Below are 17467 nucleotides of genomic sequence, written 5' to 3' on the forward strand. Positions count from 1 at the left end.
AATGCCTTAAAATGCGAATGTAGGGGTTAATTCGTAATATGAATATGATTTAGTTGCATTAACTTTGTCATTCAAGCTTAGATTATGCTATAATCCATTTAGTCATATACATGAATATGCCCACAAATTAACATATATCAGGAGGTTTCAAATATAACGATGCCAGCCAAGCCATACAACAAACAGGTCGATGAGAATAATATATTATTGCTCAGAGATATTCTTTCCGAGTTACCACAATACGCAACGATCGCTTTTCGTGGAATTGAGAATACTACATCCACAAGAACACGCCTTGGTTACGCCAGGGATATAAAAACATTCTACGAGTATTTATGTGAAAATAACCCATTCTTTCGTGATAAAACTCCACTTGATATTACTACTGAGGATCTCAGCAGACTTGAGGCCGAGGACATCGAGGAGTTCCTGCATGCCATGAAGCTTTACACTAAAAACGGACGTACATACACCAACGGTGAACAGGCGTTAAAACGCAAATTATCTGCACTCCGGGTATTTTTTGCATACCTGTATAAAAACGACCGTATAAGCTCAAACGCTGCAGAAAAGGTCGACATGCCAAAGATACACGATAAGAAAATTATACGAATGGAGCCAAACGAGGTTGCAGATTTTCTTGATAATGTTGAGTATGGCAGCGGCCTGACTGAACGCCAGAAAAAATATCATGAGAAAAATAAAGTCCGTGACCTAGCGCTTTTATCACTTATGCTCAGCACCGGCATGCGTGTATCCGAATGCGTTGGAATTGATATACGTGACGTTGATTTCGATAATATGCGGATTAAGATCGTTCGAAAAGGTGGCAAGGAGGCATACGTATACTTCAGTGATGAGGCAAGTGAAGCTTTGCTTGAATATCTTGATGAAAGGAAAAAACTGATACCGGAAAAAGGCCATGAGGATGCGTTATTTCTGTCCGGTCAATTAAAAAGAATATCTGTCAGATCAGTTGAGAATATTGTAAAAAAATACTCTCTTACCTCCGTTCCTTTAAAGCATATAACACCTCACAAACTCAGGAGTACGTTTGGCACTGAGCTTTATAGGGCTACAGACGACATATACCTGGTGGCGGACGTATTAGGCCACTCGGATGTAAATACAACAAGAAAACACTACGCTGATATGGATGAGGACAGAAAACGTCGTTTCAGGAACGAAGTACAGCTTCGTGAAAAACGCACAATTAAACCATAATAATATTATGTTAACTTAAGGAGTATTTTTATGAAATCACAAAAGCTTTTATCATATACAAGACGAGCTATAACTGATTACGATATGATCAGTCCCGGTGACAAGATAGCCATAGGAATATCCGGAGGCAAAGACAGTCTGACACTTTTATATGCAATGTCCAAACTGAAAAAGTTTTATCCCATACCATTTGAAATTGAAGCTATAACCGTAGATCTTGGATTTAAGGATTTTGACACGTCCAGACTTAAGGAATATTGCGAGTCACTTGGAGTCAATTACACGGTTTGCAAAACTCATATAGGCGAGATCGTTTTCGATTACAGGAAGGAACCTAATCCATGTTCACTCTGCAGCCGTATGCGTAAAGGAGCCTTCAATGATTGTGCTGCAGAACTTGGCTGCAACAAGATCGCATATGCCCATCACAAGGATGACGTTATAGACAGCTTCCTGATGTCCATGCTGTATGAGGGGCGCATTCACACCTTCTCTCCTGTCACTCATCTGGAGAAATCAGGTGTCACACTCATAAGACCTCTTATATACGTCCTGGAAGGCGAAATAAGAGCATTTGCACGCGCCAACGATCTTCCAGTCTGCAAGAACCCTTGTCCCGCTGACGGCGTCACAAAGCGTCAGGAAAGCAAAGACATTATAGACGAACTCAAAGTACGCGTGCCTGATGTAAAAGATCGTATATTTTCCTCCATCGAGGGTGCCGGAATAGACGGATGGTCAAGGCACTGATTAATAGCTTATGGATATAAAAAATGAATCCAATCACAAAACAAAAATGACAGTAAGCGTTTAACAAACAACCTACTGTCATTTTTATATACAAGATTTTATAATGACATTATTATGATGATATATTACAATTTTCAATAATAATCATGACTGAGATCAATAATTATTTACAATGTCATACAACAGATCTATCGTCTTATCTATGCCGTACTTCGAAGTATTGATACATATGTCGTATCCCTTCATCTCGCCCCATCTCTTGGATGTATAATAGTTGTAATATGAAGCTCTGGCCTTGTCTTCCTTCTTGATCATATCCTTGGCCTTCGATTCACTTATGTTGTACTTCTTGGCGATTCTGGCTGTTCTGTCATCCATGTCTGCATACAGGAATATATTCACCACGTTGTCCAGATCCCTGAGTGCGTAATCAGCACATCTGCCGACAAATACACATGAACCATCTTTCTCTGCAAGATTCTTGATGGTGTCAAATGCCGCAAGGAAAACTTTGTGGTTGAGAGGAAGCTCTGTTGAATTGCCAAATCCCAGTGAATATGGATCCATCACCAGTGAGTAAAGAAAGCTATTCGTAGGCTTTTCGTCAAAGCTGTCAAAAATCTCTTCACATATTCCACTGTTCTTTGCTGCCTCTTTAAGTAACTCCTTGTCGTAAAATGGTATGTTCATCTTTTCTGCAAGAGCTTCTCCGATCTGCTTGCCTCCACTTCCGAACTGTCTACCTATAGTAATAATCTTCTTCTCTGCCATAGTAACCACTCCCATCTTCTCGTATTCTCCATGTAAGAAATATCAAAATATATTACTTATGTACAAAATACTTAAATTCCTATATGGGTTATTATAACATTTATACAATAAACTGTAAATAAAAAAGTATAGACAATTGCACGTAATTTGTGACAATTGTCTATACTCGTTTGTTACATTATATTAATTTAACAGTTTTAGCTTCTTTATAAGATCTTCAAAATATTCCGGCAGATCAGCCTTGAACTCAACGTATTCCCCGGTTGAGGGATGTTCAAAACCGAGAATACCAGCATGCAGCGTCTGTCCCTGCAGCTTAAACGGACATTTCTTCGGTCCATAAACTTCATCCCCAAGTATGGGATGTCCAATGGATGCCATATGAACTCGGATCTGATGTGTCCTGCCGGTCTCAAGCTGACACTCAATAAAGGTATACTTTCCTCCAAAACGCTCCAGAACCCTGTAATGTGTGACGGCATGCCTGCCATTTCTGGTATTGATCGCCATCTTCTTCCGATCCTTAGGACTTCTTCCGATCGGCGCATCCACAGTACCATCATCCTGTGCGATATTTCCATGGACTATGGCATAATACTTTCTGGTTATACTATGCTCGTGAAGCTGCTCAGATAATGATCTATGGGCATTATCGTTCTTACACACCACAAGTACACCTGTTGTATCCATATCTATCCTGTGAACGATTCCCGGCCTGAATTCTCCATTTATACTGGAAAGGGAATCCTTAAAATGGTACATCAGTCCGTTGACCAGAGTCCCACTGTAGTGTCCCGGTGCCGGATGGACCACCATTCCCTTTGGTTTATTCACAAGTATCACGTCATCATCCTCATATATGATGTCGAGCGGTATATTCTCAGGCTCAATGTCAATGCTGACCGGATCCGGCACAGATATATCAAAAATATCTCCGGTACGTACACTGTAGCTCGGCTTTGAAGCCTTACCGTTGACCTGAATATATCCGTCATCAAATAACTTCTTTATGAAAGATCTCGAATAATCGCTGAAATACCCGCTGAGAACCTTGTCTATTCTTTTCCCTGCCCAGTCGCCGCTGGCTTCGATGTTATATTCTTCCATATACTATTCCTGTCCATCTGTCTGTTTTTGGTGTATGATCTCTGAGAGCTCATCATCCTTATACTTGAACAGCACCAGAATAACTATAACAATAAAACTGCATGTGACAAATATATCTGCGACATTGAATACCGGGAAGTTAATAAGGCAGAAGTCAAACATGTCAACCACATATCCACGGGCAACTCTGTCGATCATATTGCCGACAGCTCCCGATATGAGAAATACCAGTGATATCCTGAGCGGTGTATATTTCTTTTCCTGATTGCCTGCAAGCCTGATGTATACATATATAGCCGCAAGCAGGATAACAAATGTTATCGCAAGCAGGAAAACGATCTTACCTGAGAAACTTCCCCAGGCCGCACCTCTGTTCTGAACATAGTTGAGCTGGAAAACTCCATCGATTATTTTCCTTGTCTGTCCAACCTGAAAGTTGGTTGATATGAGATGTTTCACCAGTTGATCTAAAGCTGTAAGAATAATAATGGCAAGTATAGCCATCGGTATTCTCTTTTTCATAATATCCGTTCCTCCTTTGAACATCAATGCCACTCAAATGCCTTTTTCATATCATCAGGAACGACATTGGTATTGATATATGCATCGCCAATAGTGTGAAGAAGGATAAATTTTATCTTGTCCCCAACCATCTTCTTATCGTTCTTAGTGTACTCTATGACAGCATCTGCATCGACAGGGTAGTCCTTGAGAGTAGGGAAACCAAACATATCAAATGCATGTATGATCTTATGAAGCTCGTCCTCTGTGATGTCACCCCTATTGTATGAGATAACAGACGCAAGGCAGCATCCGATGCCGACACATGCCCCATGACTCAGCTTAAGGTCGAGGTATCTCTCTATGGCATGTCCAAGAGTATGTCCAAAATTGAGCAGAGCTCTGTCGCCCTTCTCCGTAGGATCGTTCTCCACAACAACTCTCTTGATGTTGCAGCTCACCCTGATCATCTCCATCAGGACATCCTTATCCCTTGCAAGTATTCTGTCGTGGTTTTCTATAAGCCAGTCAAAATATGCAGAATCCTTTATGAGTCCATGTTTTATGATCTCTCCCATTCCCGAAATAAACTGCTCATCGGATAACGTGGTGAGTGTTGACACATTGATATACACAAGCTTTGGCATGTGAAAGGCTCCGACCATGTTCTTATATGAATCAAAGTCAACGCCTGTCTTTCCACCAATACTGCTGTCCACCTGTGCCAGAAGACTTGTAGGTATCTGTACAAAGTCTATGCCTCTGAGATACGTTGCAGCAGTAAATCCGGTTATATCGCCCGTCACGCCGCCTCCAAGAGCCACCAGAAGATCTTTTCTGTCAAACTTTGCAAGAATAAGCTTCTCGTAGATCATCTTTACTGTATCAAGATTCTTCTGAGACTCACCGGCCTCAAATATAATAGATATCAATTCTTTGCATTTTCCATCAAGCTGATTCCTGATCTCATCGAGATAAAGAGGCGCAACATTACTCTCTGTAACGATACATACCCTTCTATCAGCAATTCCCTGTCCGGCTAAAAGCTCAGGCAGGGAATTAAAATCGTTTGCAAAGAAAATGTCATAGATTGGTTCATCATTCAGATGAACTGTGAGTGCATTACACATATAAACATTCTCCATTAGTATAAAATATATTGTTAGTTTCCAAATGGATTAACAAATGACTTACCGCCAAGATTCTTTGTGTATACAGACGAATCACTTGTAACACTTCCGCCACCGGCACCGCCAAGTGTTGAATCACCCATGGCTGAGCCGCCTCCTGATCCGAGAGTTGATTCCTCGCGGCCCTGTGGATCGCCGTCATAGGAGTTCATAAACGAATTCATAGCTGCGCTCTGTGTCGACTGTGAATAAGAAGCATTTGAACTGCCCTCGCTTAATACATCGTCGAAATTAAGTCCCATCTCCTCATTGATAGGATTCTGGGCAAGGTAATTCATATGGGCTTCCATCAGAGCCTTGAATGCACATACATAGTCCTTGTACTGCTGTTTTATTCCATCAATACTTCCCTCTATGCGCTCAAGCTCCTCCCTGGCCTCCTGCACTATATTATTAGCCTTGATCTTGGCATCATTCTCTATCAGTCTCGCCTTATCAGTGGCGTTCTTTGTAGACTCCTCAGCATTCTTCTCTGCTAGCATGAGAGATTTCTGGAGCTTTGACTCGGTTGTTCTGTAATGTACTAAACTGTCAGTCAGAGTTTTCACCTGATTGGTAAGATCTGCATTGGACTTATACAGTTCTGTGTAGCTGAGCACAACTATGTCAAAAAATGCATCTACATCTTTTCGCGCATATCCCATTCCATGCGTGAACTTCTTCTGTTGTAAATCAACTGGTGTAAGCATATGTAATCCCCCGTAAAAACATATATTAATAAGTTGCCTTACTTGAAAGAGTTTCCCCCTGAAGAGATCCTCCAGCCAATTCCTCTCTTAAATCACCAGATACGTAGGTTCCATTAGGTGTGGCAAGGAATATGTTGCCCGAAATAGCCTGAAACAGACCATCCACAGCATAACTTGCTCCTCCAATGAAATCCGCTATTCTCTGTGCAGTTGGAAGATCAAGATCCTCCATGTTTATTACGATTATCTGTCCTCGATTGAGATGATCGATTATCATCTGCGCATCGTCAAACTCGTCCGGCTTGATAACAAATACTTCACTGTCATCCATTGCTCTGGATCTGCTGTTGATCGATACGAGCTTTCCATTACCTGCTCCTGACTGCTGACCATGAGAAGATCTTGCAGCTTTTGATCTGGCCGATCCATTGTCAGATGATGCAGAACCTTTGTACTTATTAAAGGACTTGAGCGGTGAAGCCTTCACTCTGGACTCTGTCTGAGGCGCATCGTAATCATCCTCATCATCGTACTCATCGTCTAAGCGATCGTCCATATCGTCTTCATCTTCATAGTCATCTTCATCTTCATCAAACAAATCATCATCAAAGTCATCGTCGCTTGAATCACTTAATTTGAAATAATCAAGAAAACTTTTCTTTGTATTTCCCTTTGCCATGATTGTTCTCCTTTAAATATTATAATTTCTGGCACCGAATATTCCCGTGCCAACTCTAACCAACGTTGCACCTTCTTCAACTGCAACTTCATAGTCGTTTGTCATACCCATCGACAAGACGCTCATATCGATATTATCAATGCTTTTAGATTGTATGTCAAGTGATAAATCTTTCAATTTGCGGAAATAGACCCTGTTGTCCTCGGGATCATCCACAAATGGAGCGATAGTCATAAGACCCTTAACCCTGATATGAGGGAAATCTTTTATCTCCTGGATAAGCGGAAGTACCTCGTCGCATGACAGTCCAAATTTTGTTTCTTCCTGTGCAACATTTACCTCAATGAGAATATTGACTGTGACATCATGCTTTGCAGCCTCCTTCTCAATGGTTTTGGCAAGATTTAACGAATCAACGGAGTGTATCATACACACCTTATCTACAATGTATTTTACCTTGTTCGTCTGCAGGTGACCTATCATATGCCAGTTTACAGGTCTTGAGACATTCTCGTATTTGTCCACAAGCTCCTGAACCTTATTCTCACCAAAATCAACGGCATTCGTATCACTGAGCAATTCCTCTATATCTGACAAAGGCTTTGTCTTGCTAATGGCGATCAGAGTGACATCCTCCGGTGATCTGCCGGCCTTTTCACATGCCCTGACTATGTTCTCTTTTACTTTTTCGTAATTTTCTTTAAGCATATTATCATCTCCTGTGTCTGTACTATTGATATATAAGCTCTCCCTCTTTCATGGAATGTCCGTCCAGTAATATTCTGTCATATCTGGATATTCCATATGAAAGATCCGGCTTGATGATCGAGTAATCATCACCCGATACGATAACCTCTATTCTTCTGAATTCCGCAGTTCCTCTTGATACACACAGAACACCATCCATCGTATACTTGGCGGCTGTGGCAACGGAAAATGTCTCCTTGGAATTATTCTTCTGCAGTACCGCATCTGAATCTATACTTGACGGATCAACATAACAGAATCTCTTGTCGGTAAAATATATTATCGGTGATATCTGTTTTATTGAAGTGCTTCCCGAATTGCCATATGTTACCTGATTAAAATGAGTCAGATCTGAATCACCACTGCCTCCTGTCAGGTAATCCACAGGTATCATATATACATCCTTTGTTATTACGGATGAAGCCGGTATCTTCAGACCGCTGGATTCCTCGAACATGAAGTTGATGTCCAGAAATCTTTCATTTACATACTGCGCGATATATTTGTTGAATGATACCACTATATAATAATGACCATCTTTTTCGATCTTATCGTATGTCGATCTGATCTTTCTGCTCGAATTATTGATGGTAAATGAAGCGTATTCATTCTGTGTAACCTTGTCAAATTCATCCTTGCTGAGCGATATGGCAATATTCCATTCCTCATCGTTGATAAGCTTACATACAGCGCTGCCCGCAGAAACCTGGCTATCTGACTTGAGTGACTGTTTTGTATACACAGTTTTATCAAAAAACTCAGGTGTCAGATTCTTCACATCGACGCTCTCATATCCATCCTGATAGTATGTGACAAGTCCGCTGAATGGCGCCTTCTGGGCATCAAGTGAAAATGATGAAGAACCATTGCTGACCTGCTCAAGAGCAAGCTCCTCATAGAGCTCTAAAAGCTTGTTGTCGATGCTTGTCTTGAAATTATATACATTACCAAAATTGGATGCCGAAAATCCATTTTTGAACATCTTTATCTGATTGTTCAGACTTATGTAATCTGCGCTCGTGAGAAGTGCTGAACCATTCTCCTGCATATCGCTCATTGCTGCCTGCATGGAGCCCGAGCTGTCAATGGCATATATATTTGCACCCTTGGATACCTTCTCGCCGTCTCTTATATAGTAGCATGGTGTTCCCGTCGCCGAGGCGGTTATGACAGTCTCACTTCTTACCGCAAGCCCTGTAGCCGTGAAATCAGTATCGTACGTACTCTGCTCAACCGTGAATATTATCGGATCAGAATCATTAACATACGCAACGACCCTGATGAGTATATATATGAATACGAGTGCAAAAAGGAATGTTCCAAAGCCCGGCATTTTGAGCTTTGGAAGTTCGATCTTTGTCTTTTGTTTTTTTCGTTTTATTGTCGCCATAATATGTCTCCCGTAATTTACTCTGGCACAGAAAATGGCTGGCAACATACATATGCCAACCACATTCTATCTGAAATATAAGGCGGCATCCAGCTTATAATGCCGCAATAACGCAGTCCTTGAAATCCTCTGGTACGTCATTGACATCTGTTGCCAGACAGATCACTATATCAACATTGAACATATCGGATATGTTCTTTATCTCGTCCAATGCCTCAACGATATGTGACTCTCCAACGTATGCAACCGTCTTAAAATTATCTATATAAATCTTCTCAATATCACTGTTCTGGGAGATTATTCCTCGCACGAATCCGGTGAACGAATCCAGCTTGCTAATTCCATAGCTTGTACAGTTGATCATCTTGACTCTGTTGCTGAGCTCATAGAGATGCTTGTTGTTATTATCAAGAAATACTACCGTACCGGAAACAACCTTTACTTCATTGTTGACCTTATCTATCAGTGCCTTTGTCTTTCCCTTACCCTTATCTCCTGCAATAATGTGAATCATTTTTCATGCCTCCTGAATCTTGATGTAAAATTTATACAAATAATGTCCGTATCATATATGTCAGATACACACATCACTTTGCCTTATTTATAAGTTCAGTCATGGCGCTGTACAGTGCCTCTTTTCCATCTGCTCCGGCTACAAGAGCAATATACTCTTCACCGGTGGAATCGTTCTTAAGCTCCATGATAAGACAGTTGAGTGCCTCCTCTGTGGTTCCGGTCTTCCACGAACCTATCGAGTATCCATCTGGAAAATTTACCTCACCAGTTAAGAATTCATTTGTCGGCTCTATGGTTACCACCTGTTCATTGCCATCTGCATCCGTGTATGTGAAATCATATGTATCAAGTGAATCTATCACATACGCAAGGTCATGCTTTGAAAATTCCTTTATTATAAGATACAGATCATACGCTGTAGTGTAATGGTCATCGTCGTGAAGTCCATGACAGTTGACAAAGTGGGTATTTGTCGCACCGATCTCCTTCGCCTTTTCATTCATCATGTCACAAAATGCTGATTCGCTGCCGGCTATCAGCTCTGCAAGTATAACACCACAGTCATTATATGATGTTATCATGAGACCGTACAGCAGGTTCTTGACCGTCAGGCTGCAGCCTCCGACCAGGTCACTGGCCATGGCATCCCAATCGTCAAATGTTACCTTTCTGTTGAGAGTTACCACATCGTCAAGGGATATATCTCCCTTTTCTATGCTCTCCATAACGAGTATACCTGTCATGATCTTGGTCATACTTGCCGGATATATCTTTCCATGTACATTATGAGCCACTATGGTATCCTTGGTCGTCTCATCGACAAGCATAGCGGCATAACATCCGTTGTAGTTTGCGGCATCTATCTCCTCGCCCTGTGCTATCACAGCGTTATCGTATGCCATTCCGAGCTCCCCATACACCGGAAGATCAGGCAACACACCTATGTCGAGCTGTTTTCCAGCTTTGTAGGTCTTGCTTCCGCAGCCGGTCAGAAGGACCATCGACAACACAAGTATCAAAGAGATACTTCTTCGCATGTATTTTCCTATTCTGCTTTGATTAAACATAATATAACCTCCGAAATATATTCAACAGCCTGATAACGGTGCTGAAATATATTTACTTGTAGAATTCACGCCAGTCAAGATCTCCTCTGTCAAGTGCCAGTATAAGAAGCTCGGCAGTTGCCAGATTAGTCGCAAGCGGAATATTATGTGTATCACACAATGTAAATATGTTGTTTATATCAGGTTCATGATTCTTTGGATGAAGCGGATCTCTCAGAAAGATGACCATATCGATGTCATTGTTCTCTATCTGTGATCCGAGCTGCTGCTCACCGCCAAGATGTCCTGCAATATATTTGTGAACTGTAAGATTGGTAACCTCCTCAATAAGTCTTCCGGTAGTTCCTGTTGCGTAAAGCTCATGCTTATTAAGAATTCCTCTATATGCTATACAGAAGTTCTGCATCAGTTTTTTCTTAGCATCATGTGCTATCAAACCAATATTCATGAAAATCCTCCTAATACTTTTTCTTTTGCAAATTTATATTGAGAACCATGCCCATTCCGGCACACAAACTGACGAGTGAACTCAGTCCGTAACTTATGAATGGCAAAGGTAATCCCGTGTTCGGAAGTATGGATGTGGCAACACCAATATTGATAAATGACTGGATGCTGACCAGTGCTGCCATACCTGTTGCTATATACATTCCCTTTTTATCACCGGAACGCCTAGCAACCCTAATACATTGTAACACTATGAGCAGTAAAATTGCAATAATAATAACACTTCCGATGAAACCTAATTCTTCTCCCACTGCCGAGAATATAAAGTCTGTCTGCTGCTCAGATATGAGATTTGTATCTTTTACGGTTGCCACATCAGAGCTGTTGATCCCCTTACCGGTCAACTGTCCCGATCCTATGGCCATGATCGAGTTGTTCTGCTGATCCTGGGTGGATCCGCCTCCATACATATGTCCAAGTATACGCTGTCTCTGATATCCGTTCAGAAACTGAGGCAGGTTGTCCTGCTGGATATACCAGAAGAAGCCTCCAAAGAATGGTATGAGTATCAGTACCGCAATACCTATTATCTTGAGTGAGAGCCCCGCTATAAATATGACTATAAACAATGTTGCACATATACATATCGTGGTTGAAAGATCCGGCTCGGCAAATATAAGTCCGATCGGTATTGCAAGGAAAGCTGCAAGCTTCAGCAGCGTCTTTGCCGTGTTCAGATCATCCGCATGTTTTTCAAGAAAAACAGCCGTGCAGATTATCAGTATTATCTTGGCAAACTCCGATGGCTGTATGGTAAATGAATCGGATATCTGGAACCATCTGCTGGCTCCATGGGAATCCGCACCTGATCCTACCACCAGTACAAGTCCCAGCAGCACTATATTTGCAGCGTATAGTACCATATAGTATTTGCATATGAAATTATAGTCTATGAGTGATACTATTATCATTCCCAGTATACACACCCCGGCACCGATCAACTGCTTTGTGAGTTTTGTCTCATCTACGCTCACTATGATCACAGTACCCATGGCCATGGCTGCTATTATCAGGAAAAACAATTTGAAATTGTAATCCAGTATACTGTATTTTTTTTGATCCTGATCAAGACTGAATTGTTTTAAGTTCAGTTGATCCTTCTTGAATAAGTTCATAATTCACTGATCCTCGTCCTGTTGTTCTGTATGTATATTCGTTATCCTTCTTCTCTGTATCCACGCTTAACAATGGAATATATGCCACTAGCATACGCTCCTTGACCTGGATATCGATATCTGATTCCTTTACATTGATGTATCTGTCTATCTCCTGCTTTATGGTATGCTTCATATCGTCCAGGAAATCCGGATTACACCCTATCCTGTCTGAAGCCAGCATGCTTATAAGCCTTTCTTTGGCATAACTTCCTGTGTTATATAAATATATCTTATTCATCCCCATATTCCTCCCTTCAGGCTCTTTTACGTCTGAAAAGCGAACGCAGTGAGCGGTTCTTCCCTGAATAATAATCTTCAACTTCAAGGGAATCATCCACTATCTTTCTGCATATATTCATATATGCATGTCCCGATTTCGTGTTGCTGCACACGACCGGTTCTCCTTTGTTTGTCGATATGACTATGTCCTCATCGTCGGCGATCACTCCAAGCAGATCCACTGCAAGTATATCAACCACATCATCGACGGACATCATATTGCCCTTTTTGACCATATCATATCTTATCCTGTTGATTATGAGGTGCTGTTTTTCAATTCCATACGCCTCGAGCAGACCGATTATCCTGTCTGCATCCCTTATGGCCGAGACCTCGGGAGTTGTCACTATGACAGCCCTGTCAGCAGCAGCTATGGCGTTCTTAAAGCCCTGTTCTATACCGGCCGGGCAGTCAATGATTATGTAGTCATACTCGTCTCTTATCTCGTCTATGAGCTTGATGATCTGTTCCGGGCTGACCGCTGTCTTATCCCTGGTCTGCGCGCAAGGCAGCAGGTACAGATTGTTGTAGTTCCTCGCCTTTATAAGAGCCTGCTTATATCTGCAGTTTCCCTCTATTACATCTATCAGATTATAGACTATGCGGTTTTCCAAGCCAAGCACAACATCCAGGTTTCTGAGACCTATATCTGTATCTATCATCACCACTCTGTTCCCGAGGGACGCAAGACCGGTTCCTATGTTCGCCGATGTGGTCGTCTTGCCAACTCCGCCTTTTCCTGATGTAACAACAATAACTTCACACATAATAAAAATCCTCCTAAATTTACTATCATATGTAGGTTATATTTATGATCCCTTCATCATTCGTAGCTATCATTGGCATTCTTTTTGCACCCGGAAGTCTGATTCCTGTACTTTTCGCTTTTCCTATCTGCAAAAGCTGTGGACACATTCTCATCGCTATTATGAAATTGTTTCCAGCCGCCAGCTTACCCGCTATGGCAGCTCCCGCCAGTTCCCCAACGACCACAATATTCTTACCGGATACAACCCTGGCATCCCTGGCAACATCTCCGAGGATAATGACATTTCCCCTGATCTCAAGGGTCTGCTTTCTCCCTATGTCACCGCGGAAGATATATGGTCTTTCATTGTCACTGTGCGTTTTAGTCATATCCGGCAAAGCCATACTGACTTTTGCCTGTTGTGGTTCACGATCCCCATCATCCCGGACACCGGAACCTGTATATTGATCTATGTCAGGTTTAGCTGCAAATCTGACATGAATCTTATCAATGCTGTTTAAAAAACTGATTATCTCCTCCGTGTCTCCACGCTCCAGGGTACATCCCCTGAAAGATATACATACAGTTCCTTTTTTCTGGAAGGCACTTATATTATCGAGGATCCTGCAATACAGATCGCAGCAGATATCATTTACAGACATAGCCGCCGGTACATAGACAACTATGCCTGATCTGTCTGCCTTGATTGATAATCTGTCCATACCATCCATATCATCTGCTCCTGTCATATTATTTCCTACACACAGGTTCTGTGATATATCTTTGGTATCTCAATTAATCTGACATCTGGTTGTTTCCTGTTATGTCAAGCGTATCAAGCTTGTCAGGGTCATACATATATGCGTACACCATTCCGGCAAGCTCCTCTGCGTTACCCGATGTATATCCATGTGGAATAACACATGTTACACTGACCTCAGGGTTCTCATAAGGCGCAAATGACACAAACAATGCGTGATCCGGCCTTGTGGTATCCTCCTCTGCTGTTCCCGTCTTGCCGGCAACATTGACATTTATCTGATTTATAAGAGCCGATGGACTTGTGTGGTCACTTACCATCTGACGCATTCCCTGTTTTATGACCGCCCACTGGCTGTCCGTCAGATCAACTGTATTCTTAGGAACGTTGTCACTCTTATACACTGTTCTTCCATCTATATTTTTTATCTCGTTCACCAGTGTCAGGTCATAACAGTTGCCCTCATTGGCGATGGTTGTCACATATCTGGCAAGCTGGACAGGCGCATAGTTATTTGTACCCTGTCCGATAGAAGAACGTACCGCATCAGTATCTGACACATGCGGATCCATCTCTTCTATCTCCACACCTGACTTCTGGTCAAGTCCAAATAACGAAGCGTACTTCTGTATCTTATCTATACCCTGTGCATCCTGATATACTCCCTTGCTGTCTGTGGCAAGGCGGTATCCAACCTCATAGAAGAAACCGTTACACGATACCTCTATGGCGTCAGCGAGACCAAGTGTTCCGTGTCCGCTTCTGAGCCAGCAGGCCGGTGAAGGAACAACCTTTGAGAATGTACCGTAATCAGTTATAACTGATCCAACGTCTATAACGCCCTCCTGCAGACCAGCTGCAGCAATGAGCATCTTGTATGTGGAACCCGGTGCAGTTCTCTGCATGGTTGCACGATTGTACATAGGGGTCGTCTTATCTTCTGTTATCTTGGCATAATAGTCAGGATCGATCACATTTGTGAGCTTGTTGTTGTCGTAGCTTGGGTAGCTTACCATAGCCCTTACAGTTCCTGTCGCCGGATCGACCACCACGATGGATCCCGAGCATGGGTCAAGAGCAAGCATGGCAGGTGTTATCTCAAGCTTTTTGATCTTTCTGTAAATAAATTCAAAATTGCTGAGGACACCTGACGTAAATTCCTCGTAATCTTCGTCTGTTGTACTATTAAGGATTCCCTGGTCGTATAACAGGTATATTACCTGGGAACCTGTTATTTCACCTGATAATATCATATATTTGAAAACTCGTTTGTCGAAATCGGAGTCATCCTCAAATTCTTTGAGTACATAATCGACAATAACATTGTATATCTCATCCGTATCATAATAATCACTGCTTGTCTGAATGCCGGTTATGTCTATTACTCCCTGGCTTATGCAGTATTTCAGATACTCATATAATGATATCTTGTCATTTACATAGTTGTTATATGTGTCACTGTCCTTATCCACTGCACTGCTGTCATATATGCCGTTTGAGCTCAGCGTCTCGCATATAAACTCCATATAATCCTTGTACTGATCCGAAAGATTATACAGTTCCGTGTGACTGCTCTTCAGAATGTCCGAAAGCGCATTGAGTGTGTACTGCTTGCTTGATACAAATGTGTTGTACACATTCTTTTCATTGTCAGTTGCATTCGCAGCACTAAGGGCCTTTATGTCTATAATGTTGTTGTCAAAGAATGCCGAGTACACATCCGTTATAGGTATATCCTCTTTCTCCTTGGATGTCGTCACGTTCTTGAGATTTGCAAGGAGAATATACGACAATTCCTTTTCAAGTGCGTTGTAGCAGTATTTCTGAAGATCAGAGTCAAGTGTGAGGTAAATATCGTTTCCTGCAACAGAATCAGTCTTTTCTATAATCTCAAGGACTTTTCCCATGTTGTCAACGTACATCTTCTGGGAACCGTCAACACCACGAAGCTGATCCTCGTACGACTGTTCCAAACCAAGCTTTCCAACCATATCATTGGAATCATACTGCTGATTCTCGTCAAGCTTCGCATTGTACTCCTCGAGCTCCTCATTTGAAATGTTGCCGATATATCCGATTATATGCGAAAAATATATTGCATCATTGTATACTCTGTTTGATTCAATACTCACATCCATTCCGAGCAGTGTATCCATATTCTCAGTTATCGCAGCATAGCTCTGCTGACTTATATTGTTGGCGATATCCACTGTCATGTACTGCTGGTATCTGTTGAGCCATACCTCATATCTCACGGCAAGGATCTTAAGCACATAGGCATCCGAATAATCACCCGAGATATTGAAAAGTTCATCACTTCTCATATAGTCAAATACTTCCCTTGCTGTAGCATTCTTCTGTGCATCGGTGAGGGCATCAACTGAGCTTGCACCATAAACATTCATATAAAATGTATTGAGCTGTGAGCCACTTATCGTGAATTTCATGTTGCCATTTGCATCCAGCTTGATCGGAAGCTCCACGGACAGACTGTCTCCATTCTGCTCAAGTATAAGTATCGTCTTATAAACTATCTCATTTCTTAGCTCATTGACCGACATATTCTTCTTGTCTGCCGCCTCAGTGAGGTCTGCATTGCTGGTGAAACTCAGATTGTATGAAGATTCGTTATATGCAAGCAGTTTTCCGTTGCAGTCGAAAATCTTTCCTCTGGTGGCCTTGACCGACACCGTCTTAAGTGATTTGTACTGGAAGCTGGACTGATATTTTTCTCCATTTATGATCTGAAGATTAAACAATCTGTACACAAGCACGCCTGACAGGCACAAAAAAAACAGAGTGACATAAAAAATACGGCTCTTTAACTTTTCTACTATAAAATCTTTGATTATCTCTAATATATCTCTGATCACTATGTCTCACTTCCTTTTTCAGCGCGCTTCAGCCGCTTGTTTATAAAGACAAACAGCTTGAATACTATCATCGTAAGTATGGCTGTGTATATCATATCCGGCAAAATAATATCCTTCATGTACAGCCCAAAACTGAGTCTGTTACGCATTACAAAGAATATTATAAATGTTATGAAATTAAATATGAAATCATCAAGTGTTATGATGATGATAGGCAGCAGTACATCCTCTACGAGGTACAGTCTGTGGAAAAATCCGTTACAGTATCCAATGAGCATATATATGATCATAAAAGGGCCTATGGCAAAGCCAAAGTACAGATCATATAAAAAGCCACAGAAAAATCCCACCAGCATTCCCTCTTTTCGACCTCTCATAAGTCCAAAGGACACCGTGAGGATGAGCATCAGATTGGGAGTCGCACCCGCAACTGAAATATATGGAAAAAGTGCTGACTGAAGCACAAAACATATTATGATTAATAATCCAAGTGTGATAACTCTTCTCAATGT

At 41.7% G+C, this 17467-nt stretch carries 19 protein-coding genes; 2 read left to right on the forward strand and 17 right to left on the reverse strand.

Translation table 11 applies throughout. The features are described from left to right. The first annotated feature begins 159 nt into the window (after positions 1 to 159). Positions 160 to 1224: a tyrosine-type recombinase/integrase gene (locus tag GT575_RS06995; protein WP_055144446.1), complete on the forward strand. Its 1065-nt coding sequence runs from the start codon at positions 160 to 162 to the stop codon at positions 1222 to 1224. Positions 1225 to 1254: 30 nt separating this feature from the next. Further along, complete coding sequence (locus tag GT575_RS07000; protein WP_161171783.1) at positions 1255 to 1974, forward strand: tRNA 2-thiocytidine biosynthesis TtcA family protein; 720 nt, start codon at positions 1255 to 1257, stop codon at positions 1972 to 1974. A 156-nt stretch (positions 1975 to 2130) separates the two neighbouring features. On the opposite strand, the gene GT575_RS07005 is transcribed toward GT575_RS07000, so the two are convergent. From GT575_RS07005 to mreD, 17 genes are all read right to left on the reverse strand, one after another. Beyond that, on the reverse strand, positions 2131 to 2745 hold the full coding sequence (locus GT575_RS07005; protein WP_022216466.1) for a cytidylate kinase-like family protein: 615 nt from the start codon (positions 2743 to 2745) through the stop codon (positions 2131 to 2133). A 183-nt stretch (positions 2746 to 2928) separates the two neighbouring features. Further along, a complete protein-coding gene (locus GT575_RS07010) occupies positions 2929 to 3852 on the reverse strand; it encodes an RluA family pseudouridine synthase (RefSeq protein ID WP_161171784.1) in 924 nt (307 codons plus the stop codon). Between the two features lie 3 nt (positions 3853 to 3855). Then, positions 3856 to 4374, reverse strand: a complete 519-nt coding sequence (gene lspA / locus GT575_RS07015) for a signal peptidase II (RefSeq protein ID WP_015534938.1) — start codon at positions 4372 to 4374, stop codon at positions 3856 to 3858. Positions 4375 to 4397: 23 nt separating this feature from the next. Continuing rightward, on the reverse strand, positions 4398 to 5483 hold the full coding sequence (gene aroB / locus GT575_RS07020) for a 3-dehydroquinate synthase (protein ID WP_015534937.1): 1086 nt from the start codon (positions 5481 to 5483) through the stop codon (positions 4398 to 4400). A 32-nt stretch (positions 5484 to 5515) separates the two neighbouring features. After that, positions 5516 to 6232, reverse strand: coding sequence for a DivIVA domain-containing protein (locus GT575_RS07025; protein WP_015534936.1), 717 nt, complete (start codon positions 6230 to 6232; stop codon positions 5516 to 5518). 25 nt (positions 6233 to 6257) lie between these two features. Beyond that, entirely contained in the window at positions 6258 to 6911 is a 654-nt protein-coding gene (locus tag GT575_RS07030; RefSeq protein ID WP_015534935.1) for a cell division protein SepF, read from the reverse strand. 12 nt (positions 6912 to 6923) lie between these two features. Then, entirely contained in the window at positions 6924 to 7619 is a 696-nt protein-coding gene (locus GT575_RS07035) for a YggS family pyridoxal phosphate-dependent enzyme (protein ID WP_161171785.1), read from the reverse strand. Between the two features lie 22 nt (positions 7620 to 7641). Next, positions 7642 to 9048, reverse strand: a complete 1407-nt coding sequence (locus GT575_RS07040; protein ID WP_161171786.1) for an HlyD family efflux transporter periplasmic adaptor subunit — start codon at positions 9046 to 9048, stop codon at positions 7642 to 7644. Positions 9049 to 9142: 94 nt separating this feature from the next. Beyond that, entirely contained in the window at positions 9143 to 9562 is a 420-nt protein-coding gene (locus GT575_RS07045) for a hypothetical protein (protein WP_015534931.1), read from the reverse strand. Positions 9563 to 9635: 73 nt separating this feature from the next. Further along, entirely contained in the window at positions 9636 to 10631 is a 996-nt protein-coding gene (locus tag GT575_RS07050) for a D-alanyl-D-alanine carboxypeptidase family protein (protein ID WP_242849648.1), read from the reverse strand. Between the two features lie 52 nt (positions 10632 to 10683). Then, on the reverse strand, positions 10684 to 11079 hold the full coding sequence (locus GT575_RS07055) for a methylglyoxal synthase (protein ID WP_022216472.1): 396 nt from the start codon (positions 11077 to 11079) through the stop codon (positions 10684 to 10686). Between the two features lie 10 nt (positions 11080 to 11089). Then, complete coding sequence (locus GT575_RS07060; protein ID WP_015534929.1) at positions 11090 to 12253, reverse strand: FtsW/RodA/SpoVE family cell cycle protein; 1164 nt, start codon at positions 12251 to 12253, stop codon at positions 11090 to 11092. After that, a complete protein-coding gene (locus GT575_RS07065) occupies positions 12204 to 12533 on the reverse strand; it encodes a cell division topological specificity factor MinE (RefSeq protein ID WP_015534928.1) in 330 nt (109 codons plus the stop codon). The genes GT575_RS07060 and GT575_RS07065 overlap by 50 nt, the downstream gene beginning before the upstream one ends. A gap of 16 nt (positions 12534 to 12549) precedes the next feature. Beyond that, positions 12550 to 13341 carry a septum site-determining protein MinD gene (gene minD / locus GT575_RS07070; protein ID WP_022216474.1) on the reverse strand — a complete coding sequence of 264 codons (792 nt, stop codon included), beginning with the start codon at positions 13339 to 13341 and terminating at the stop codon, positions 12550 to 12552. 25 nt (positions 13342 to 13366) lie between these two features. Then, positions 13367 to 14071, reverse strand: coding sequence for a septum site-determining protein MinC (locus tag GT575_RS07075; protein ID WP_055144455.1), 705 nt, complete (start codon positions 14069 to 14071; stop codon positions 13367 to 13369). A gap of 46 nt (positions 14072 to 14117) precedes the next feature. After that, the gene (locus GT575_RS07080) at positions 14118 to 16955 is read right to left on the reverse strand and encodes a penicillin-binding transpeptidase domain-containing protein (protein WP_161171787.1); all 2838 of its coding nucleotides are present in this window, start codon (positions 16953 to 16955) and stop codon (positions 14118 to 14120) included. Continuing rightward, a complete protein-coding gene (gene mreD, locus GT575_RS07085; RefSeq protein ID WP_022216476.1) occupies positions 16955 to 17464 on the reverse strand; it encodes a rod shape-determining protein MreD in 510 nt (169 codons plus the stop codon). Before mreD ends, GT575_RS07080 begins: the two co-directional genes overlap by 1 nt. Positions 17465 to 17467 lie beyond the last annotated feature (3 nt).

It is taken from the genome of Coprococcus sp. BIOML-A2 (genome assembly GCF_009875795.1).
Lineage (GTDB): Bacteria > Bacillota > Clostridia > Lachnospirales > Lachnospiraceae > Coprococcus > Coprococcus aceti.